This window comes from Sphingomonas rosea (assembly GCF_039538065.1).
GTDB lineage: Bacteria > Pseudomonadota > Alphaproteobacteria > Sphingomonadales > Sphingomonadaceae > Sphingomicrobium > Sphingomicrobium rosea.
Map to the genome: position 1 here is coordinate 461,329 of NZ_BAABBR010000001.1, position 19,215 is coordinate 480,543.

Here is a 19,215-nt window from a genome sequence, read left to right on the forward strand (position 1 = left end):
TATTGTGCACTGCAACAAGGACAGAGATGATGACCGAAGAGATCGCCACGATCGAGACCGAAGTTACCGAAGCGCCTGCCGAGGCGATGGAGCCGGCGGTGCTCGAGGCCGTCATGAAGGTCAATGCGCGCCGGGTCAAGACCGAGCGCAAGCCGCGGGCCCGCAAGGCCGCCGGCACGACGAACACCAAGCGGCCCGCGCCCGTGCGCGACGAGCCGGCCATCGAACAAGGGGATAGCAACGTGAACTTCGACAACATGAACTGGACCAACTTCCAGCCCTTCGCCGCGCTTCCGGGCGCCGACCGTTTCCAGACCATGTTCGCCGAGGCCGGCAGCCGTGGCCAGGAAGCGATCGAGAAGAGCCGCCGCGCCGCCGAAGAGCTCGCCGAGCTGACCCGCGCGAACGTCGAGGCGGTCGTCGAGGCCGGCAAGATCGCCGCCACCGGCGCCAAGAGCGTCGGCGAGGACGCCATCAGCCGGGCCCGTTCGGGCCTCGAGCAGAACGTCGCCGAGCTCAAGAACCTCGCGCAGGCCACCAGCCCGAGCGAATTCTTCCAGCTGCAGGGCGAGATCGCCAAGCAGAACTTCGACCGTCTGGTCGCCAACTTCAGCCAGCTGACCGAAGCCTCGGTCAAGCTCGCCGGCGAAGCGATCCAGCCGCTCTCGAACCGTGCCGCCGTCGCGGCCGACAAGATCAACGAACTGACTGCCTGATAACCCTCCTCCTGTCAGGCTTCAGCGCGGCCGCCCCCTGCGTATCAGGGTGGCGGCCGCCATCGTTTTGAGATGGCACGTGGTCGCAGGGCCTCCTTGGCAACCCCCCGCCCCCTCCCCTATCTAGGGTCCAATGATTCAACGCATCATCATGGCCGGTGAAGATGACCGCCCCGGCAAGGGCGACGGCATCGAGGAGATCGAGCGCGGGGTCGTCACCCGCACCCGGCCGCGCACCCGCAAGCCCAGCAACTACAAGGTGCTGATGCTGAATGACGACTACACGCCGATGGAATTCGTCGTCCTGTGCCTGCAGCGCTTCTTCAACATGGGCATCGACGACGCGACTCGCGTGATGCTGCAGGTGCACCAGCAGGGCGTGGGTGTCTGCGGCGTCTTCACCTACGAGGTCGCCGAGACCAAGGTCAGCCAGGTCACCGACTTCGCGCGCGAGAATCAGCACCCGCTGCAGTGCACGCTCGAAAAGGCCTGACCGGCCGCCGCGCCGGCCCCACTTGCGCCGGCGGAGCGATATTCTAAACGCCGCCGATGGACTCCATCCTCATCCAGGGCGGCAAGCGCCTCGAAGGCGCCATCCCCATCTCGGGCGCGAAGAACAGTGCCCTCACCTTGCTTCCGTGCGCGCTGCTCACGGCCGACAAGCTGACGCTCACCAACCTGCCGCGTCTCGCCGACGTCGACAGCTTCGGACACCTGCTCAACGGCCTTGGCGTCTCGACCAAGATCGAGGGCGTCAAGAAGGGCGAGTTCGGCCGGCGCATGACGCTCCAGGCGGGCGAGATCGCCTCGACCGTTGCACCCTACGACATGGTTCGCCGGATGCGCGCCTCCATCCTGGTACTCGGGCCCTTGCTCGCCCGCGAAGGCGAGGCGACCGTCTCGCTGCCCGGCGGCTGCGCGATCGGTGACCGGCCGATCGACCTCCACCTGCGCGCGCTCGAGGCGATGGGCGCCGAAATCGAGATTGCCGCCGGCTTTGTGAAGGCGAGCGCGCCCAAGGGCCGCATTTCGGGCGGCGACTACAGCTTCCCCGTGGTTTCCGTCGGCGCGACCGAGAACGCGCTGATGGCCGCCGCGACCGCGAACGGCCGCACCCAGTTGTTCAACGCCGCGCGCGAACCCGAGATTGTCGACCTCTGCAACCTGCTCGTCGCGATGGGCGCGAAAATCAGCGGGATCGGCTCCTCGCACCTCATCATCGACGGCGTCGATGCGCTGCACGGCTGCACCTACGCCGTCATGCCCGACCGGATCGAAGCCGGCAGCTATGCCTGCGCGGCCGGAATCACCGGCGGCAGCCTCGACCTCATTGGCGCGCGTCCCGAGGACATGCTCGCGACCACCAACGCGCTTGCCCAGTGCGGGCTCGTGATCGAGATCCACGACAAGGGCATCAAGGTCACCGCCGACGGCCCGCTGAAGCCGCTCGCCATTTCAACCGCCCCCTTCCCCGGCTTCGCCACCGACATGCAGGCGCAGTTCATGGCAATGCTCTGCCGCACCAACGGCGAGAGCTTTCTCGAGGAGACGATCTTCGAGAACCGCTACATGCACGTGCCCGAGCTTCGCCGCATGGGAGCCAACATCGACGTGCGCGGTCGCTCGGCGATCGTTCATGGCGTGCCCAAGCTGACCGGCGCCCAAGTCATGGCGACCGATCTGCGCGCTTCGATGAGCCTGGTCCTCGCCGGCCTCGCCGCCGAAGGCGAGACCGAGGTGCTTCGCGTCTACCACCTCGATCGCGGCTACGAGCGGCTCGAGGAAAAGCTGTCGGCGGTCGGCGCGACGATCGAGCGCAAGAGCGCGGGCTAGCGCTCGGCCCAGTAGGCGAAGGCCTGACGCTGGAGCCGGTCGATCAGCTCGCGCGCCGCGGGACCGGTCCAGTCGCCGGTGAAGCGGTGCTTCTCCCAGCTTCCGGTCCACCAGCCCTGGCCGGGCAGGCCGTCGGACTGACGCACGACCAGCACCGCCAGTTCAGGCTCGCCGCTCGCCTCGGCGTCCTCGTCGACCTTGGTCAGGGTCTGGCACAGCGCCCGCATCTTGGGCCGGGTGAACCGGTGTCCGAGGCGTTCGAGGAGTTCGGAATAGGTGAGCGGATGACCGGCCGAGGCGGCGCTCACGAGGTGCGCGCGAACCTCCTGCCAGTCGGCGATGCTCACCCCGCGGGCTGCTCCGCGACCGGCGTCAGCTCATAGATGTCGAGCTTCGAGCCCGAGCGCGACCAAGGCATGAGAAGCCGGAAGCGCATCGGTCCGATCCGTTCGAGCACCCCCGCGATGTCGCGCCGCTGATCAGTGCCGTAGGGCTTGTTCTGTGGTTCGCTGCCGAGCGCCACGGTGCCGAGAAAGACGAGGCGACGCGGATTGTCGTCGTCCCACAGGCGCCCCGCCGGCCGTTCGGAACCGGTCTGCTTGACGAAGGTCAGCAGGTCGTTCTCGACGTCGACGTAGCAGAAGAAGGGCTTGAAGCTGACGAAGGCGGGTGAGCGGGCATCGGTCTTGCCGAGCCGCACCAAGCGGCAATTGTAGCTTCCGGGACTGGGCGCCGGGCGGGCCAGGCCGGCGGCCGGGCGAAGCAGATCGCCCTCGCCCCGGACCGCACCGGCGAAGCGCAGGCGGGCTTCCTTGAGGCCGTCGGTCCAGGCCATGGGCAGGCGGTTGAGCCGGTCGATGTCGGCCGCGCTCGCCACCCCTTGCCAGACGTCGGCCTTGGTCGGCGGCAAAGCGACCACGGCGGGACGCGGCGGCGGCTTGGGTTTGTCGAAGGTCGCGCAGCCGGTGAGACCGAGCAGAAGAAGAGTGAGCGGCAAGGTTCGCATCGTCGGCCTCATGCTAGCACAGCGTCACGCCCCGCACATCTGGACAAAGGGGGAAAGTAGTTAACAAATGGTTGCAGCCCTGGCCCTGCGCGGCCAAGGCGCGACGGATGGACGCTCCCGCCGCCCCGACCGCCGACAAGACCCGCACCGGCCTCGGGCTGGGAATCGGCGCCTATGCGCTGTGGGGGCTGCTCCCGATCTACTTCAAGCTGCTGGCCGGCGTGCCGGCGGTGGCGATCGTCGCGCACCGGATCGTCTGGTCGCTCCTCATCCTCGGCGCGCTGCTCACCGTCAGCCGGGCGTGGAGCGAGGTCGGCGCGGCGCTGCGCAACCGGGCGAGCCTCAAGCTGCTGGCTGCGACCAGCGTGCTGATCGGGATCAACTGGCTGATCTACGTCTATGCGGTGAACAGCGGGCATATCCTTGCAGGGAGCCTCGGCTATTACCTCAACCCGCTGGCGAACATCCTGCTCGGCCGCTTCGTCCTCGGCGAGCCCCTGAGCCGGCGGCAGTGGCTGGCGGTCGCCATCGCGGCGGTCGGGGTGTCGATCCTCGCGGTCGGAGCGCTGGCGCATCTGTGGATCAGCCTGACGCTGTGCGTGAGCTTCGCGCTCTACGGCCTCCTGCGGAAAGTGGCGCATGTCGACGCGACGGCGGGGCTGACGGTCGAGACCCTGATCCTGTTCGTCCCCGCGGTTCTGTGGCTCGGCTGGGCGAGCCTCGGCACCGCGCCGGTCTGGGGCCTCGACCAGACCGACACGATCCTGCTGGTCTTCACCGGGGTCGCCTCGACTATCCCCCTCCTCTTGTTCACCGCGGCGGCGCGGCGGCTGCCTTATTCGACGCTCGGAATCCTCCAGTTCATCGCCCCGACGCTCCAGTTCCTGGTCGCGGTGTTCCTCTACGGCGAGCCGTTCACGACGGCGCATGCCTGGGCGTTCGGGTTCATCTGGACCGCGGCGCTGCTCTACCTCAGCAGTGCCTTCAACCGGCGGGCCCCTTCGACCAACGACTGAGGCCGGCACTGGACAAGCGGGGCCCCGCTCCCGACATCCGCTTCATGCTGAACCTCGTTTCGATCCTGATCGGTCTTGTCGCCCTGGTGATGACCGCCTTCGCCTTCCTGCCGCTCCTCGGCTGGGCCAACTGGCTGATCCTGCCGCTGGCCGTGATCGGTGCCGGGCTCGGCGCGATGAGCGGGACATCCAAGGCGGGTCGCAACCTGTGCATCTTCGTGATCGTGGTCGGCGCCCTCCGCCTGATGCTGGGCGGCGGGATCATCTAAACCCCTAGCGGGTCCGGACGTAGCGGCCGGGAGCATCCTCGATCGCCTTGCGCTTGCCCTTGCCGGGCACGCGGGCGCCGGTCGCGGGGACCTCGGCCGGGGCCTGCCGGCGGAGCCAGGCGAGCCAGTCGGGCCACCAGCTTCCCTTCACTTCGGTCGCGCCCTCGACGAACTGCTCGAGGGTCTTGGGATCGCCCTCGTTGATCCAGTGCTGGTATTTGCCCGCGCTCGGCGGATTGACGACCCCGGCGATGTGCCCCGAGCCGGCGAGCACGAACCGCTTGTCGCCCGGCACGTGGTCCATGATCTTCCACACGCTTTGCGGCGGAGCGATGTGATCCTCGCGGCCGGCCTGGATATAGAGCGGGGTCTCGATCCGGCTCAGGTCGATCGGCGTGCCGTCGACGACGATCCCGCCCGCCTCGACCAGCTTGTTCGCCTTGTAGAGCGTCTCGAGATAGTCGCGGTGCCAGCCTGCCGGCAGGTTGGTGACGTCGCCGTTCCAGTGGAGCAGGTCGAAGGGCGGCGGTTCCTTGCCCAGCAGGTAGTTGTTGACGACGTAGTTCCAGACGAGGTCGCGGCCGCGCAGCTGGTTGAAGGTCGCGGCCATGACCCGGCCGTCGATGAGGCCGGTCTCGGCCGATAGCTGGCCGAGCAGCGCCATCGTCTCGTCGCCGAGGAACAGTTTGAGGTCGCCCGCCTCGCTGAAATCGACCTGCGCGGTGAAGTAGGTGGCCGAGGCGACCTTGGCCGCCTCGCCCCGCGCCGCGAGCAGCGCCAGCGTCGCGGCAAGCGTGGTTCCGGCGACGCAATAGCCGATGGTGTGGACCGCCTCGACGCCGAGAAGGTCGCGGACGGTGTCGATCGCATCGACCTGGCCGCGCAGGACGTAATCGTCGAGCGTGATGTCGCGGAGCGTCTCGTCGGCGGACTTCCAGCTGACCATGAACAGCGAGATGCCGTTGTCGACGCACCAGCGGACGAAGCTCTTCTCGGGCGTCAGGTCGAGGATGTAATAGCGGTTGATCCACGGCGGAAAGACGACGAGCGGCGTTTCGAGCACCGACTTCGTGGTCGGGGCATAGTGGATGAGCTGGTAGAGCGGGGTCTCGTGGACGACCTTGCCGGGCGTGGTCGCAAGGTTGCGGCCGACCTCATAGGCGCCCTTCGGCACCTGGCTGAGCTGGCCCGCCTTCATGTCGTCGAGCATGTGGCGGAGGCCGTTCAAAAGGTTCTCGCCACGCGACTCCAGCGTTGCCTTCAGGACCTCGGGATTGGTCAGCGCGAAGTTCGACGGGCTCATCGCGTCGATCACGCCTTTGGTCACGAAGCGCAGCCGCTGGCGGGCCTCCTCGTCCAGTCCGTCGGCCTGATCGACCGACTTCATCAGCTGGTCGGAGATGGCGAGGTAGGATTGGCGGATGGTGTCGTAGACCGGATGGTCGCGCCATTCGGGCGCGGCGAAGCGCTTGTCCTTCGCCAAGCCGGCCTCAGCCATGCTGCCGAGCATCTGGCCCCATGCCTCGAGCCCCTTGCTCCACGCGTCGGCGCCCGCGCTCATCAGCGCCATCGGATCGGGCGCCTGGGGCATCTTGAGGCCCGGCGCCGGAGTGCCTGCCTTCCAGCTGTCGGCCCAGCTCTCGAGCAGCATCTGCTGCGCGAGGCCCATGACGAGGGTCCAGTGCTGCCAGTCCTCGAGCGTCGGGAAGGCGGCGGTGGGGGCATCGGTGGTCATGCGGACCGCGTCCGATTTTCCCCCGCGACGGTCAAAACGGTCACAGGGTCGGCGGGTCGTTTCCTGAACAAGGTCTCGAATGTCCCAGGGTCGCCGAGTCGTTCCGGCTCGCGTCCCGGGACCGCGAGCGGCAAGATGAGGCGGTCACTCGTCACGCGGGCGAGCATGGCACAAAGTGGGGGCTGTAGGACAGGGGTTGATCGACAGTGCCAGGTCCGTTCGTGCCGAGCGGCGCCCGGGCTGACCGACGTAGTGGCTCGACTTGCACGGTGGCGGCGGGGCATGAGGCGATCGATGACTCCCGACCTTCCCACTCCGACGCTGCCGATGGCGATGCAGGCGCTCGACATCTTCGGGATTGCGGTGTTCGCGGTGTCGGGCGCGCTGCTCGCGGCGGAGAAGAAGCAGACGCTGGTGACCTTTGTCTTCTTCGCGGTGGTGACGGGGGTTGGCGGCGGGACGATCCGCGACCTGCTGATCGCGGCGCCGGTCTTCTGGGTGCACAGGAACCTCGTGCTGCTGATTTGCATCGGCGCGGCGGGGCTGGTCTGGCTGACGAGCCGGCGCTGGTTCGCGGGGCAGGCGCTGCTGTGGTTCGATGCGCTGGGGCTCGGCGCTTATGCGACCTACGGGGCGGCCAAGGCGCTGGTCTATGGGATCGCGCCGGTGCCGGCCTTCGCCATGGGGGTGCTGACCGCATGCGCGGGCGGGATCATCCGCGACGTGCTGGCGGGCGAGCCGTCGATCCTGATGCGGCCCGAACTCTATGTCACCGCGGCGGCGCTGAGCGCCGGCCTGCTGGTCGGGTTCGCGATGCTCGGCCTGACCGGCTGGCCGGCGGCGCTGATCGCGGCGGTGGCAGGCTTCGCCCTGCGCGGTCTGGCGATCGCGCGCGGATGGAGCCTGCCCGCCTATCGGGACTGACGCGGGCTCAGCAGCCGTAGAGCTTCGAGTCGTTCAGCCACTCGCCGTAGCTGTAGTAGGTCTTGCCGACGATCGGCCAGTTGGGGGTGAAGCCGTCGGGGTCGTTGAACAGCGCGACGAATTCGCGCTGGTCCTTGCCGAACTGCCCGGCCGCGCGGTCGCCGCCGGTGCTGTTGCGGCTGGCGCGCTCCATGGCGAGGCAGGTGTCGGCCTTGGTCGGCTGGGCGACCCCGGTGCTCGGCTTGGCGAGGCTGGCGGTGAGAGGCAGGACGACGGTGCCGGTCAGGAGGGCCGACGCGGCAAGCAACAGACGCATGATCAATTCCCTTGTCTGCCGGACGATTCGGATCCGGCAAATGGCACTATACGCCCGTTTTTCGTATTAAGTTAATGAAAAGTTAGCAATAATAACGCCGCTGGAATGATCGCGGCGAGCTTCTTGTTGCCGGTGCTGCCACGAGACGGCACAGTCGGCGCATGCACACCGACTTCTATCGCATCGAGCGGCTGCCGCCCTACGTCTTCGCCGAAGTGAACGGGATGCGCGCGGCGATGCGGGCGAAGGGCGAGGACGTGATCGACCTCGGCATGGGCAATCCCGACAGCCCGCCCCCGGCGCACGTCATCGCCAAGCTGGCGGAAGTGGCGGCCAAGCCCGATGCGCACGGCTATTCGGCCTCGAAGGGCATTCCGGGGCTGCGGAAGGCGCAGGCGGCTTATTACCAGCGGCGGTTCGGGGTGGAACTGGATCCCGAGAGCGAAATCATCGTCACGCTGGGGTCGAAGGAAGGGCTGGCGAACCTCGCGCAGGCGATCACCGCGCCGGGCGACGTCATCCTCGCCCCCAATCCCTCCTACCCGATCCACAGCTTCGGCTTCATCATCGCGGGGGCGGCGATCCGCTCGATTCCCGCCGCGCCCGGGCCCGACTTCTTCGAGCGGCTTCGGCTGGCGATGCGCTACACGGTGCCGCGCCCCAAGGCGCTGGTGATCGGCTATCCGAGCAATCCCACCGCTTATGTCGCCGACAAGGCCTTCTACGAGCAACTCGTCGCCTTCGCGCGCGAACACCAGATCTGGATCATCTCCGACCTCGCCTATGCCGAGATCTATTTCGGCGAGGAGCCGACGCCGTCGATCCTCGCCGTCGAGGGCGCGAAGGAGGTGGCGGTCGAGTTCACCAGCATGAGCAAGACCTATTCGATGGCCGGGTGGCGAATCGGCTTCGCGGTCGGAAACCGGGAGCTGATCGCGGCGCTGACGCGGGTGAAGAGCTATCTCGATTATGGCGCGTTCACGCCGATCCAGGCGGCGGCGGTGGCGGCCTTGAACGGGCCGCAGGACTGCGTCGCGGAGACCCGCGCGCTCTACAGGAAGCGTCGCGACGTGCTGGTCGAAAGCTTCGGGCGGGCCGGCTGGGAGATCCCGGTGCCGCAAGCCAGCATGTTCGCCTGGGCGCCGATCCCCGAGCGCTTCCAGGCGATGGGCAGCATGGAATTCTCCAAGAAGCTGCTCGCCGAGGCGGGGGTCGCGGTCGCGCCGGGCGTGGGCTTCGGCGAGGAAGGCGAAGGCTTCGTCCGGATCGCGATGGTCGAGAACGAGCAGCGCCTCCGCCAGGCCGCGCGCGGGATCAAGAAGCTCCTCAAGAGCTAGGGAATGATCGTCACCAGGAGGTAGGCGGCGAAGATGACGAGGTGGACGGCGCCGTGGAGCACCGTCACCCGTCCGCGCGCGAGGCTGAGGCTCGAGACGAACAGGGTCAGCGCGAGGAGCACGATCCCCAGCGGCTGGAGGCCGAGAGCGAGCGGCAGGTCGAGGAAATAGGCGACCACCGCGACCGCGGGAATGGTGAGGCCGATGGTGGCGAGTGCCGAGCCCAGCGCGAGGTTGAGGCTGGTCTGGAGCCGGCCGAGCCGCGCGGCCTTCACCGCCGCGATGCCCTCGGGCAGGAGAACGATGCCGGCGATGACGATGCCGACGAGGCTGCGCGGAAGGCCGGCGGCGGCGATCGTGGTCTCGAGCGGCTTCGACAGGCCCTTGGCGAGGAGCACCACCGCGACGAGGCAGACGAGCAGGAGCAGCATCGAGCGCTGCGCGGCGCGGCGCGAGGGGCCATGGTCGTCCTCTGGCGTAGCGACCTCGGGGCGGACGAAATAATCGCGGTGACGGACGGTCTGGGCGAAGACGAAGGTCAGGTAGAGGATCAGCGCGCCCGCCGCGACGAAGCCGAGCTGGGTCGCGTTATAGACCGGGCCGGGCGCGCTGGTGGTGAAGTTCGGAAGCACGAGCGTCAGGACAAGGAGCGCCGCGATGGTGCTCAAGGCGGCATTGGCCCCGGTGCGGATGAAGCGCACCTCGCTCTTGCGGCGGCCGGCGGCGACGAGGCAGAGGCCGAGCAGCAGGTTGAGGATGATCATGCTGGCCGCGATCACCGTGTCGCGGGCGAGCGCGGTCGAGGCCTCGGGCGCGGCGAGCATCAGGCTGACGATGAGGCCGGTCTCGATCACCGTCACCGACAGCGCGAGGATCAGGGTGCCGAACGGCTCCCCCACCCGCTCGGCCACCACCTCGGCATGATGGACCGCGGCGAGCACGGTCGCGACCAGCACCAGCGCCGACAGCCCCCACCACGACATGCCCGCGAACTGGAGGGCGACGACGGCGATGGCGGCGAGAGGGGCGAAATCGCTCGCCTTTGCGGTGATGGATGACATGGGAAAGGACTAGGGGTGGCGGCGCCGGAATGACAAGGCCGGGTGTTCGCGCTGTTTGACTAGCGCGGCGGCGCTACCCATGAAGGCGGCCATGCCCAAGATGCGCAAGAAGGCCGACCTGCCGACCAAGACCTGCGCGAGTTGCGGGTTGCCCTTCGCGTGGCGCAAGAAGTGGGAGCGCGACTGGGAGCAGGTGAAATTCTGCTCCGACCGGTGCCGCGCGGCGGGAGCCAAGGCATGATCGACACCGATGCGAGCGCGACGGCGATCGCCAAGATCATCCAGCTGGCCGTGGCGCCGGTGTTCCTGCTCGCGGGCGTCGGGGCGTTCCTCAACGTCTGCGCCTCGCGACTGGCGCGGATCGTCGACCGTGGCCGCGCGCTCGAGCCCCTGATCCTCGCCAGCCGCGGCAGCGAGCATGACCGGCTGATCCGCGAACTTCGGACGGTCGACCGGCGGATGCGGCTGGTGAGCAGCGCGATCACCGCGACGGTCGCCTCGGCGGTGCTGGTCTGTGCGGTCGTGGTGCTGCTGTTCGCGGCGGCGCTCATCAACCTTCATGTCGGGACCGCGATCGCGCTCCTGTTCATCGGCTCGATGGTGACGCTGGCCCTGGGGCTCGGCATCTTCCTGGTCGAGACGCGGGTCGCGGCGCGCGCCATCCGGGTGCGCAAGGCGCTGCTGGCGCACGAGGTCGAGGTCGACGAGGCCGCCGGCGACGAGTGATGGTGGCGGGCTAGATCGCCGGGACGCTCGCGCCCGGGGTCTGCCATTCCTGCCAGCCGCTCCCCTTGCGGAGCGCCGCGCGGAAGGCATGTTCGCCAGGCTGGATGACGAGCCAGGCGTCGGGCGCGCGTGCGATCATCAGGTCTCCCTGACGCTCGAGCGGGCCGGCGGGCATCATCGCGTTACGGAAGGCCGCGGCGTCGCGGCCGAGGCGGGCGTTGAGGTCGACGCTGATCGGGCTGTTGTTGTCGACAAGGCCGCTTTCGGCGGGGCGGCGGCCGACCATGCCGGCGAGCGCCGACCAGTCGCCCGGCTGCTCGGTCATCGTCGTCAGCGACGGCATCGCCTCGTTGGCGGCGACCTTGTCGTCGCCGCCACAGGCCGCGGTACCAAGGGCAAGCAGGGGAAGAATGAAGCGCATGGGCGCGTAACGACGCGGGGGCGCGGATCGTTGCGCGGCCTCCTTGGTTGCCCGGGTAGCCGCTCCCTTCTAGAGCCGCCTCACATCAACAACAGGAAGACACGCCCGTGATCAATGCCAGCCACGTGCTCGACCGAGTGCTCGTTCTCGAGATGGTCCGGGTGACCGAGGCCGCCGCCATCGCCGCCTCCGCGCTGGTCGGGCGCGGCGACGAGAAGGCCGCCGACGCCGCTGCCGTGGAAGCGATGCGCGCGGCGCTGAACGAGCTGCCGATGGACGGCACCGTGGTGATCGGCGAGGGCGAGCGCGACGAGGCGCCGATGCTGTTCATCGGCGAAAAGGTCGGGTCCGAGCAGGGCACGGGTCCCAAGATCGACATCGCGCTCGACCCGCTGGAAGGCACCACCATCACCGCCAAGGCCGGCCCCAATTCGCTGGCGGTGCTGGCGATCGCGGAGGCCGGGTGCCTGCTCAACGCGCCCGACGTCTACATGCAGAAGCTGGCGATCGGGCCGGGCTATGCGCCGGGGACGGTCAGCCTCGAGCGCTCGCCGACCGAGAATGTCCGCAGCCTCGCCGCGGCCAAGGGCGTCGAACCGCACGAGATCATCGCCTGCGTCCTCGACCGGCCGCGCCACGCCGAGATCATCGCCGAGCTGCGCGCGATCGGCTGCGGCATCATGCTCATCCCCGACGGCGACGTCGCGGGCGTGATCGCGACCACCGACCCCGAGACCACGGTCGACATCTACATGGGTTCGGGCGGCGCGCCCGAGGGTGTGCTGGCGGCCGCGGCGTTGCGCTGCGTCGGCGGGCAGATCGAGGGCAAGCTCCTGTTCCGCAACGACGACGAGCGCGCCCGCGCGCACCGCTGGGGGATCGAGGACCTCGACCGGATCTACAAGCTCGACGACATGGCCAAGGGCGACTGCATCTTCGCCGCGACCGGCGTCACCGACGGCTCGCTCTTGAAGGGCGTCAAGCGCCGCAAGAGCATGATCACCACCGAAAGCATCGTGATGCGCGCCTCGAGCGGCACCGTGCGCCGGATCTCGGGCGAGCATCGCAAGGACGTTTGACGCCGCCCGCTCCCGCTGTATTGTCTGCCTATGACAGCGGGGGATGGGATCGAGCCGGTCGAGCGCGGCTATCTGGGCGTGCTGCGCGTGCAGCGGGCGCTGGCGGCGGTGCCGCTGGTGGTGGGCGCGTTTGTGCTGTGGCTCGTGCTGTTCGAGCGCCATCCGCTGGCGGTCGTGGTGCCGGTCGTCGCGATGCTGCTCGCGGTGGTCATGGTCGGCGTGCTGCCGGGGCGGTCGTGGCGGCGGCTCGGTTTCGCGCTCGAGCCCAGGCTGTTGCGGGTGGTGCGGGGTTATCTCTTCCACACCGACACGATCGTGCCGCTGGCGCGGGTCCAGCATCTCGACGTCGCGCGCGGGCCGCTCGACCGGCTGTTCGGCACGGCGACGCTCGTCGTCCATACCGCGGGCACGCATAACAGCGTCGTCACCCTCCCCGGCCTCAGCCCCGAACGTGCGGGCGAACTGGCGGGGGTCATCCGCGGGCACATCCAGGCGGACCCCGACGCGTCGTGAGCGCGGACGAGGCGACCCCCGAGCATCTCCACCCGATCGCGCTCCTCAGCGGGCTCGGCAAGGCGGTCCGCAACCTGTTCGGCGGGATCGCGGCCGGTGGCTATTTCGCCTTCAAGGGGCAGACGTTCGTCGCGCTGATGATGCTCGGCGGGATCGCGGGGGTGACGCTTGCGGGGCTGCTCCTCCACTGGTGGCGTTTCTCCTTCCGGGTGGGCGCGGACGCGATCCGGATCGACAGCGGGATCCTCAGCCGGACCCACCGGACCATTCCCTACGACCGGATCCAGGACGTCAGCATCAGCCAGTCGCCGGTGCACCGTCTGGCGGGCGTGGCGCGCGTGACGCTTGAAACGGGAAGCTCGACCGCAGGCAAGGACGAGGGCGACCTCGAGGCCATTTCCCTCGCGCGGGCCGAGGCGCTCCGCGAGCTGGTCCGGGCGCGGCGGACCGGAGCGGTCGCGGCGGTGGAAACGCAGGCGATGGCCGAGCCGCCGCCGCTGTTCGCGATGGACGCGTGCCGCGTCCTGACGCTCGGCCTCCTGAGTTTCAGCCTCGCGCTGTTCGCGGCGCTGTTCGGCGCGACGCAGACGATCGGCAACGTGATCGACTTCGACCCCTTCCGGCGCAAGTTCTGGGAGCCGATCCTGGCCGAGGGCGGATGGCTGCTCGACCACCGGATCGGCGCGATACTCGGCGGCCTCGTGATCGTCGGGGTGGCGGGGCTGGCGACGGGTGTCATTCGCACCGGGCTTCGCGAGTGGGGCTTCACGCTGACCCTGACCGGCCGCTCCTTCCGGCGGCGGCGGGGGCTTCTGACCAGGACCGATGTGTCCTTGCCGCTGCGGCGGATCCAGGCCGGGGTCATCGCGACTGGCCCGGTGCGCGAGCGGCTGGGCTGGGTCCGGCTGGCGGTAGAAAGCCTTGCGAGCGACGCCAGCGAGGGCAAGCAGCGCGAGGACCATGTGCTGGCGCCCCTTGCACGCCCCGACGAACTGGCGCCGGTGCTGCACGCGCTCGGCTGGGAGGCGCCCGGACCCGAAACCGCGTGGCGGATGGTCGACCGCGCGCATGTGACGAGCTTCTGCGTGGCGCTGCTGCCGGTCTTTCCCCTGCTCCTCCTGCTGGCACCGCTGCGCTGGCTCGACTGGAAGCGGACGGCCTATGCGCTCGAGGCCGAGCGGCTGCTGATCCGGACCGGATGGTGGCGGCGCCGGCTGCTGATCCTCCCGCTCGCCAACATCCAGACGGTCGACCTCACCGAAAATGCGCTCGGCCGCCGGTTCGGGATCGCGGCTTTGACCATCGCCGTCGCGGGGGGCTCGGCGGGCGGGCACCATCTTCCCTCGCTCCCGCGAAATGACGCGAGTCTTTTGCATCGCCGGCTGCTATCGCCCGCACCATGAGTGCAGCGCTTGGGGTGGAACGGTCGCTGTCGGGCCAGCCGTGGCGCTGGCGCCGGCCGCAATCCGACGAGAAATGGGGCGAGGCCCTTGTCGACGAGCTGCTGCTCGGCCGCGGGGTCGCGCCGCACGAACTCGACCGCTACCGGTCGCCCACGATCCGCGACCTGCTGCCCGACCCGAGCCTGTTTCGCGACATGGACCAGGCGGCCGAGCGGGTGGCCGCGGCGGTGCTCTCGGGTGAGCGGATCGCGATCTTCGGCGACTATGACGTCGACGGGGCGACCAGCAGCGCGCTGCTGACGCTGCTGCTGCGACAGCTCGGCAGCGATCCCCTCGTCTACATCCCCGACCGCCAGGCCGAGGGTTATGGCCCCAACCTGCCCGCGCTGCTCGGCCTCAAGGCGCAGGGCGCCGGGCTGATCATCACGGTCGATTGCGGGGCGCAGGCGTTCGAGCCGCTCGCCGGGGCCAAGGCCGTGGGGCTCGACGTGGTGGTGGTCGACCATCACCAGTGCGCGGCGGCGCTTCCGCTCGCTTATGCCCTGGTCAATCCCAACCGGCTCGACGAGGGCGAGACCGGGCTGGCGCACGGCCACCTCGCGGCGGTGGGCATGGCGTTCCTGCTGGGCGTGGCGCTGGTTCGGACGCTGCGCGCGGGCGGTTTCTTCGCCGGCCGAGCCGAGCCGCGGGTGATCGACCTCCTCGACCTCGTCGCGCTTGGGACGGTGGCCGACGTGGCGAAGCTCCACGGGCTCAATCGGGCGTTTGTTGCCCAGGGACTCAAGGTCATGGCCAAGGGGCAGAACCTCGGGCTCCAGGCGCTAGCCGAGGCGGCGCGCCTCAAGACCGCACCCTCGTGCCGCGACCTGGGATTTGCACTCGGGCCGCGAATCAATGCCGGCGGCCGCGTCGGGCGCGCGGACCTTGGCGTCACGCTGCTGACGACCACCGACCCCGAGGAGGCGCGCGAAATTGCGCAGGAGCTCGACCGGCTGAACGAAGAGCGGCGGGCGATCGAGCAGGTCGTGCTCGACCAGGCGATGGAAGCGGCCGAGGCGCAGTCAGGGCAGCCGGTGATCACGGTCGCGGCCGAGGGCTGGCACCCGGGCGTGATCGGGATCGTCGCGGGCCGGCTCAAGGAACGGCACGAGCGGCCGGCGCTGGTGATCGCGATCGGCGAGGACGGGATCGGCAAGGGATCGGGGCGCTCGATCACCGGGGTCGATCTCGGCGCGGCGGTGCTCGCGGCCAAGGACGAGGGCCGGCTGGTCGGCGGCGGCGGGCATGCGATGGCGGCGGGCGTGACGGTCGCGCCGGGCGGCGTCGGGAGCTTGCGCGACTATCTGTCCGAGCGGCTGGCGGCGGACGTCGCGGCGGCGACGGCCAACCGGGCGATGATCATCGACACGCTCTGCGCGCCGCGCGGGGTGCAGGCGGGCCTGTGCGACGCGCTCGACCAGGCCGGGCCCTATGGCGTGGGCTGGCCGCAGCCGCGGGTCGCGGCGGGCGAATCGCGACTGCTCCAGGTGGGTGTGGTCGGGAACGGTCACGTCCGCGGCATCGCCACGGGCGCGGACGGGGCGCGGTTCAAGTGGATCGCCTTCCGCGCCGCCGACACGCCGCTCGGCCAGTCGCTGCTCGCCATGCCGGGAGATCGGGCCCTGTGGCTGGCCGGGACGGTGCATCGCGACACGTGGAACGGCGGCAACCAGGCCGAAATGCATCTCGAGGATGCCGCACTCGCTTGACCCCCGCCGCCCTTTTCGCCAAAGGGACGCCGCGCCAGGCATGGCCCCTTCGTCTAGTGGTTAGGACGCGGCCCTTTCACGGCTGAAACACGGGTTCGAGTCCCGTAGGGGTCACCACCGACCAAGTCTCTGTAAACATTGGCTTTTTCGTTTTTGTACGTGGCGTGACGGTGGCGGAAAAGTGCCGTTGTTCGGCGGCGATTTCCGACTTCCGACTTCGAGAGATTTTGCTGCCGGCCCTGAGCAGGCCCGACTGCCGGTTTTTTCTCCGGCGAGGCAACGGCATGTCTTGAAACTCGGTGGGGCTCAGTCGAGCAACATCTCTTCTTGCGCGCGCCAGCAGAGCGGCAGACCATCGAGGTTCTGCAGATGTCGGCCGGTCAATCCAAGCGGCTGCCGTTCCTGCACGATAGTCGCGACAATCTTTGGCGAGAGATAGCTTAGCCGGATTAGACGTTTGAAGCGCTCGGACGATCTCCCAAATTTTGCAGCAAGCTGATCGAGCGGGAGCTTAGGCCTGGCCAGCGCGAACGCCTGAGCACGAGCCGCATCCTTCAGGAGGATGATGAGCTGCGGATTGCTTGCCGGGGGCGTCGAGGCTGGGATGCCGCCAATTAGGAGCTTGGCATCATTGCCGTGCCGCACGCGGTCGAGCGCACGATTTATCGTGGCACCGTCGGTCAGCTCGAGGGATAATTCAGCATCTCCGATCACGACCCGGCGAAGATGTCGAAGGAAAGTCATCTTCAGCTCTTTAGCGGGCGTGCCGCCGAGCTTGGCTGCTCCCTCACTTTCGACCGAGGTGACGTTGGCCGTAAGATGCTCCGATAGGAGGGCAGCGCAATGTTTTTCGATCGGCGCGGCAGCAACACGGTAGGCGGCAGGCCCGCCTTTCTTGATCTGCTTGCCGTGCGTCACGTAGTAGCGAAAGCGCTGCCCATTTCGGCAGGTGTGCGCCGGTCCCATCTTGCGGCCGTGCTGATCGAAGATCATTCTCTGAAGCAAGCTGGCCGAGGCCAGCTTCGGTCGGCGCATTTTATCCGTGCTGCGGGTCGCTAGGATCGCCAAAGCACGTTCGAATAGCGCGCGATCAAGAATAGCTTCGTGCTGACCTGGGTAAACCTTACCCTTGTGCTCGACCTCGCCGATGTAGGTGCGGTTGCTCAGCAAGCAGCGCAGCGCGCCGTAGTGGAACGGCGTCCCGCCAATCGCCTCGCCGCTGCGCTGGCGGAGCTTTGTCGTGAGCCCCTGCCCTCGTGACCAGTACACCGTCGCCTGCACGGACCCGAGCTCGACGAAGGCATCGAAGATCGCCTGAACGGTCGCGGCCTCAGCGTCGTTGATAACCAGCTTTCGATCGACGGCATCGTAGCCAAGCGGCACTGTGCCGCCCATCCACATGCCTTTGGCCTTGGACGCAGCAATCTTGTCTCGCACGCGCTCTGCGCCGACTTCCCGCTCAAACTGCGCGAATGACAGCAGGACATGAAGCATCAGCCGGCCCATGCTGGTTTTGGTGTTGAACGACTGCGTGACGCTGACGAAGCTGGCGCCATGCTTCTCCATCACCTCGATGATGCGGGCAAAGTCAGCGAGGCTGCGCGTGAGCCGGTCGATCTTGTAGATGACGACAACATCGATCTTGCCGGCGACGATGTCGGCCAGCAGCCCCTTAAGCCCTGGACGCTCCATGCTGCCGCCTGAAAAGCCGCCATCATCGTAGCGCTCGCGGGCGACCGACCAGCCTTCATGTTTCTGGCTGAGGATGTATGCCCTGCAGCTGTCGTACTGCGCGTCGAGGCTGTTGAACTCCTGCTCCAGCCCTTCGTCGCTCGACTTGCGGGTGTAGATTGCGCAGCGTACCTTGCTCATTTGGGCAAGCCGAAGAAGCGTGGGCCAGACCAGCGCGTGCCTGTGATCAGGGTCGCGATCTCGCTCAGCGAGCCATAGGTCTGTTCGTCGTAGCGATAGCCTTCTTCCACAACGTCCACGACGTAAGTGCGGCCCCGCCAGCGGCGAACGAGGCGATTGCCTGGTCGCAGCTTTGGCCGCGCGCCACCCCGGCCCTCGCCGTTTGTCTTGAGCTGCCGCGCGAGCGCTGGATCTAGTCGTCCGATAGCTTTCTCTTGTAGCCAATGCGCAATGCCGCGGGCCAGGAGGTCGGGCGTAAAGGCCGCTGGAGGCGCGCTTTTGTAGACCTCTTGCCACCGCTGCTGGAGCCCTGCCCTGCCAAGCTTGGGCAGCGCGGCGACCTGTTCATCGATACTGGTCATTCTGGTGCCACCGCACGGTAGGTGCGCACCCCATCGACCTTGTCGCTGTCGATCACGTAGCCCTTTTTGCGAAGGCCCGTCATGGCAGCGCGCGTGGTGTGCGGGAGCCAGCCGGTCGTCTCGATCATCTGGTCAAGCGTGGCGCCCTCGTCGCGCAGCAAGAGCGCCGCCAAGCCCACCTGTTTTGAAAGCACCTTCGTCGGTTCATTTGTTACGATTTGGGATTTGGCACGACTTTCCGCCGGTCGGTGGCTCTGTCGGGTAGTTTGGGCCTCTGTCTTGGTCATGTGAGTGCCTTTCGGTCCGAAGCGGCCACACGCCGCTTCCACCACTCACAGCCCCGCCGGTCAGCCGGTCAGGGCAGCGGCGCCGATCCAGCGCCGCGACTCACGCAAGCACCCATGCTCCTTTCCGACCAGCAGTCGAGTAGGTTCTGCTCGGGATGTCCGGAAAGACCCACTCCCAGACACTCAAGCTTCGATCGTCGCTGACCGTGAACGGACGCTGGTTCATCGGGGTCGGTGTAGGTCCGCAAGGACCCACTCAGACGCTTAGGTGCGGATGACTGCTGCGCTAAAGCGGACGTTTGTTCATCGGGGCGAGCTCGGGCCAGCAAGGCCACTGTACAGCTCTTTGCTGGTTGCCATGGCAATGCCGGTGCAGGTTGATGGAGGGCGATACTGGTCATTCTTGCTCCGGAAGGGATAATGACAAAGCACCAGCAGGTGATCGCCCGCGGCCAGCTCGGCATAGTGCGGCACGCTAGCCCAGCCGACGCTTGCAAGGTGCCGACCGCATAACAGTTGCCGCGGATCAGATGCTTGATGCCGTGCAAGCGC

The 19,215-nt window shown here is 68.0% G+C and carries 22 protein-coding genes and 1 tRNA gene; 14 read left to right on the forward strand and 9 right to left on the reverse strand.

Features of this window, described 5'->3' with window-relative positions; translation table 11 throughout:
- Positions 1-29 precede the first annotated feature (29 nt).
- From ABD693_RS02330 to murA, 3 genes are all read left to right on the forward strand, one after another.
- Positions 30-716 carry a phasin family protein gene (locus tag ABD693_RS02330; protein WP_344695370.1) on the forward strand — a complete coding sequence of 229 codons (687 nt, stop codon included), beginning with the start codon at positions 30-32 and terminating at the stop codon, positions 714-716.
- A 151-nt stretch (positions 717-867) separates the two neighbouring features.
- Entirely contained in the window at positions 868-1,209 is a 342-nt protein-coding gene (clpS, locus tag ABD693_RS02335; protein ID WP_344697555.1) for an ATP-dependent Clp protease adapter ClpS, read from the forward strand.
- A gap of 56 nt (positions 1,210-1,265) precedes the next feature.
- Positions 1,266-2,549, forward strand: a complete 1,284-nt coding sequence (murA, locus tag ABD693_RS02340) for a UDP-N-acetylglucosamine 1-carboxyvinyltransferase (RefSeq protein ID WP_344695371.1) — start codon at positions 1,266-1,268, stop codon at positions 2,547-2,549.
- Here the strand turns inward: murA and ABD693_RS02345 are convergent.
- Both ABD693_RS02345 and ABD693_RS02350 read right to left on the reverse strand, forming a co-directional pair.
- Positions 2,546-2,896: a ribose-phosphate pyrophosphokinase gene (locus tag ABD693_RS02345; protein WP_344695372.1), complete on the reverse strand. Its 351-nt coding sequence runs from the start codon at positions 2,894-2,896 to the stop codon at positions 2,546-2,548. The two genes, murA and ABD693_RS02345, sit on opposite strands and share 4 nt — an antisense overlap.
- Positions 2,893-3,555 carry a DUF4893 domain-containing protein gene (locus ABD693_RS02350; RefSeq protein WP_344695373.1) on the reverse strand — a complete coding sequence of 221 codons (663 nt, stop codon included), beginning with the start codon at positions 3,553-3,555 and terminating at the stop codon, positions 2,893-2,895. The genes ABD693_RS02345 and ABD693_RS02350 overlap by 4 nt, the downstream gene beginning before the upstream one ends.
- A gap of 107 nt (positions 3,556-3,662) precedes the next feature.
- On the opposite strand from ABD693_RS02350, the gene rarD reads away from it, so the two are divergent.
- Entirely contained in the window at positions 3,663-4,571 is a 909-nt protein-coding gene (gene rarD, locus ABD693_RS02355; RefSeq protein WP_344695374.1) for an EamA family transporter RarD, read from the forward strand.
- A 44-nt stretch (positions 4,572-4,615) separates the two neighbouring features.
- Positions 4,616-4,840 (forward strand): hypothetical protein, encoded by a 225-nt coding sequence (locus tag ABD693_RS02360; protein WP_344695375.1) that lies wholly within the window; start codon positions 4,616-4,618, stop codon positions 4,838-4,840.
- 4 nt (positions 4,841-4,844) lie between these two features.
- On the opposite strand, the gene ABD693_RS02365 is transcribed toward ABD693_RS02360, so the two are convergent.
- A complete protein-coding gene (locus ABD693_RS02365) occupies positions 4,845-6,575 on the reverse strand; it encodes a PHA/PHB synthase family protein (protein ID WP_344695377.1) in 1,731 nt (576 codons plus the stop codon).
- Positions 6,576-6,869: 294 nt separating this feature from the next.
- Here ABD693_RS02365 and ABD693_RS02370 point away from each other — a divergent pair, with 294 nt between their 5' ends.
- Positions 6,870-7,499, forward strand: coding sequence for a trimeric intracellular cation channel family protein (locus ABD693_RS02370; protein ID WP_344695378.1), 630 nt, complete (start codon positions 6,870-6,872; stop codon positions 7,497-7,499).
- Positions 7,500-7,506: 7 nt separating this feature from the next.
- On the opposite strand, the gene ABD693_RS02375 is transcribed toward ABD693_RS02370, so the two are convergent.
- Complete coding sequence (locus ABD693_RS02375; RefSeq protein WP_344695379.1) at positions 7,507-7,815, reverse strand: hypothetical protein; 309 nt, start codon at positions 7,813-7,815, stop codon at positions 7,507-7,509.
- A 161-nt stretch (positions 7,816-7,976) separates the two neighbouring features.
- Between ABD693_RS02375 and ABD693_RS02380 the strand changes: the two genes are divergently transcribed.
- Complete coding sequence (locus ABD693_RS02380) at positions 7,977-9,152, forward strand: LL-diaminopimelate aminotransferase (protein ID WP_344695380.1); 1,176 nt, start codon at positions 7,977-7,979, stop codon at positions 9,150-9,152.
- Here the strand turns inward: ABD693_RS02380 and ABD693_RS02385 are convergent.
- Entirely contained in the window at positions 9,149-10,213 is a 1,065-nt protein-coding gene (locus tag ABD693_RS02385; protein ID WP_344695381.1) for a calcium:cation antiporter, read from the reverse strand. The genes ABD693_RS02380 and ABD693_RS02385 overlap by 4 nt on opposite strands.
- A 91-nt stretch (positions 10,214-10,304) precedes the next feature.
- Between ABD693_RS02385 and ABD693_RS02390 the strand changes: the two genes are divergently transcribed.
- Positions 10,305-10,454 (forward strand): DUF2256 domain-containing protein, encoded by a 150-nt coding sequence (locus tag ABD693_RS02390; RefSeq protein WP_344695382.1) that lies wholly within the window; start codon positions 10,305-10,307, stop codon positions 10,452-10,454.
- Positions 10,451-10,939 carry a DUF2721 domain-containing protein gene (locus tag ABD693_RS02395; protein ID WP_344695384.1) on the forward strand — a complete coding sequence of 163 codons (489 nt, stop codon included), beginning with the start codon at positions 10,451-10,453 and terminating at the stop codon, positions 10,937-10,939. Before ABD693_RS02390 ends, ABD693_RS02395 begins: the two co-directional genes overlap by 4 nt.
- A 10-nt stretch (positions 10,940-10,949) precedes the next feature.
- Here ABD693_RS02395 and ABD693_RS02400 read toward each other — a convergent pair whose 3' ends face one another.
- Positions 10,950-11,360: a hypothetical protein gene (locus tag ABD693_RS02400; RefSeq protein WP_344695385.1), complete on the reverse strand. Its 411-nt coding sequence runs from the start codon at positions 11,358-11,360 to the stop codon at positions 10,950-10,952.
- A 107-nt stretch (positions 11,361-11,467) separates the two neighbouring features.
- Here ABD693_RS02400 and glpX point away from each other — a divergent pair, with 107 nt between their 5' ends.
- The 5 genes from glpX to ABD693_RS02425 all read left to right on the forward strand — a co-directional run bounded on the left by glpX (position 11,468) and on the right by ABD693_RS02425 (position 16,220).
- On the forward strand, positions 11,468-12,439 hold the full coding sequence (gene glpX / locus ABD693_RS02405) for a class II fructose-bisphosphatase (RefSeq protein WP_344695386.1): 972 nt from the start codon (positions 11,468-11,470) through the stop codon (positions 12,437-12,439).
- Positions 12,440-12,469: 30 nt separating this feature from the next.
- On the forward strand, positions 12,470-12,952 hold the full coding sequence (locus tag ABD693_RS02410) for a PH domain-containing protein (RefSeq protein ID WP_344695387.1): 483 nt from the start codon (positions 12,470-12,472) through the stop codon (positions 12,950-12,952).
- Complete coding sequence (locus ABD693_RS02415) at positions 12,949-14,355, forward strand: PH domain-containing protein (RefSeq protein ID WP_344695389.1); 1,407 nt, start codon at positions 12,949-12,951, stop codon at positions 14,353-14,355. The genes ABD693_RS02410 and ABD693_RS02415 overlap by 4 nt, the downstream gene beginning before the upstream one ends.
- A complete protein-coding gene (gene recJ, locus ABD693_RS02420) occupies positions 14,352-16,103 on the forward strand; it encodes a single-stranded-DNA-specific exonuclease RecJ (RefSeq protein ID WP_344695390.1) in 1,752 nt (583 codons plus the stop codon). The genes ABD693_RS02415 and recJ overlap by 4 nt, the downstream gene beginning before the upstream one ends.
- A 42-nt stretch (positions 16,104-16,145) precedes the next feature.
- A tRNA-Glu gene (locus ABD693_RS02425) sits at positions 16,146-16,220 on the forward strand.
- A 189-nt stretch (positions 16,221-16,409) separates the two neighbouring features.
- Here the strand turns inward: ABD693_RS02425 and ABD693_RS02430 are convergent.
- From ABD693_RS02430 to ABD693_RS02440, 3 genes are read right to left on the reverse strand one after another with little or no spacing between them, the layout of a single operon-like run.
- A complete protein-coding gene (locus tag ABD693_RS02430; protein ID WP_344695392.1) occupies positions 16,410-17,975 on the reverse strand; it encodes a recombinase family protein in 1,566 nt (521 codons plus the stop codon).
- Positions 17,972-18,376, reverse strand: coding sequence for a DUF2924 domain-containing protein (locus ABD693_RS02435; RefSeq protein WP_344695393.1), 405 nt, complete (start codon positions 18,374-18,376; stop codon positions 17,972-17,974). Before ABD693_RS02435 ends, ABD693_RS02430 begins: the two co-directional genes overlap by 4 nt.
- Positions 18,373-18,663 (reverse strand): DUF3489 domain-containing protein, encoded by a 291-nt coding sequence (locus ABD693_RS02440; protein ID WP_344695394.1) that lies wholly within the window; start codon positions 18,661-18,663, stop codon positions 18,373-18,375. The genes ABD693_RS02435 and ABD693_RS02440 overlap by 4 nt, the downstream gene beginning before the upstream one ends.
- Between the last annotated feature and the right edge of the window lie 552 nt (positions 18,664-19,215).

What these genes read in the sequence shown, in the direction of transcription:
- ABD693_RS02330 (WP_344695370.1), top strand. Translation starts at nt 30, where the DNA reads ATGACCGAAGAGATCGCCACGATCGAGACCGAAGTTACCGAAGCGCCT.
- ABD693_RS02375 (WP_344695379.1), bottom strand. Translation starts at nt 7,815, where the DNA reads ATGCGTCTGTTGCTTGCCGCGTCGGCCCTCCTGACCGGCACCGTCGTC.
- ABD693_RS02400 (WP_344695385.1), bottom strand. Translation starts at nt 11,360, where the DNA reads ATGCGCTTCATTCTTCCCCTGCTTGCCCTTGGTACCGCGGCCTGTGGC.
- rarD (WP_344695374.1), top strand. Translation starts at nt 3,663, where the DNA reads ATGGACGCTCCCGCCGCCCCGACCGCCGACAAGACCCGCACCGGCCTC.
- ABD693_RS02350 (WP_344695373.1), bottom strand. Translation starts at nt 3,555, where the DNA reads ATGCGAACCTTGCCGCTCACTCTTCTTCTGCTCGGTCTCACCGGCTGC.
- ABD693_RS02410 (WP_344695387.1), top strand. Translation starts at nt 12,470, where the DNA reads ATGACAGCGGGGGATGGGATCGAGCCGGTCGAGCGCGGCTATCTGGGC.
- ABD693_RS02365 (WP_344695377.1), bottom strand. Translation starts at nt 6,575, where the DNA reads ATGACCACCGATGCCCCCACCGCCGCCTTCCCGACGCTCGAGGACTGG.
- clpS (WP_344697555.1), top strand. Translation starts at nt 868, where the DNA reads ATGGCCGGTGAAGATGACCGCCCCGGCAAGGGCGACGGCATCGAGGAG.
- ABD693_RS02395 (WP_344695384.1), top strand. Translation starts at nt 10,451, where the DNA reads ATGATCGACACCGATGCGAGCGCGACGGCGATCGCCAAGATCATCCAG.
- recJ (WP_344695390.1), top strand. Translation starts at nt 14,352, where the DNA reads ATGAGTGCAGCGCTTGGGGTGGAACGGTCGCTGTCGGGCCAGCCGTGG.
- ABD693_RS02390 (WP_344695382.1), top strand. Translation starts at nt 10,305, where the DNA reads ATGCCCAAGATGCGCAAGAAGGCCGACCTGCCGACCAAGACCTGCGCG.
- ABD693_RS02370 (WP_344695378.1), top strand. Translation starts at nt 6,870, where the DNA reads ATGACTCCCGACCTTCCCACTCCGACGCTGCCGATGGCGATGCAGGCG.
- ABD693_RS02380 (WP_344695380.1), top strand. Translation starts at nt 7,977, where the DNA reads ATGCACACCGACTTCTATCGCATCGAGCGGCTGCCGCCCTACGTCTTC.
- ABD693_RS02385 (WP_344695381.1), bottom strand. Translation starts at nt 10,213, where the DNA reads ATGTCATCCATCACCGCAAAGGCGAGCGATTTCGCCCCTCTCGCCGCC.
- ABD693_RS02360 (WP_344695375.1), top strand. Translation starts at nt 4,616, where the DNA reads ATGCTGAACCTCGTTTCGATCCTGATCGGTCTTGTCGCCCTGGTGATG.
- ABD693_RS02440 (WP_344695394.1), bottom strand. Translation starts at nt 18,663, where the DNA reads ATGACCAAGACAGAGGCCCAAACTACCCGACAGAGCCACCGACCGGCG.
- ABD693_RS02430 (WP_344695392.1), bottom strand. Translation starts at nt 17,975, where the DNA reads ATGAGCAAGGTACGCTGCGCAATCTACACCCGCAAGTCGAGCGACGAA.
- ABD693_RS02435 (WP_344695393.1), bottom strand. Translation starts at nt 18,376, where the DNA reads ATGACCAGTATCGATGAACAGGTCGCCGCGCTGCCCAAGCTTGGCAGG.
- murA (WP_344695371.1), top strand. Translation starts at nt 1,266, where the DNA reads ATGGACTCCATCCTCATCCAGGGCGGCAAGCGCCTCGAAGGCGCCATC.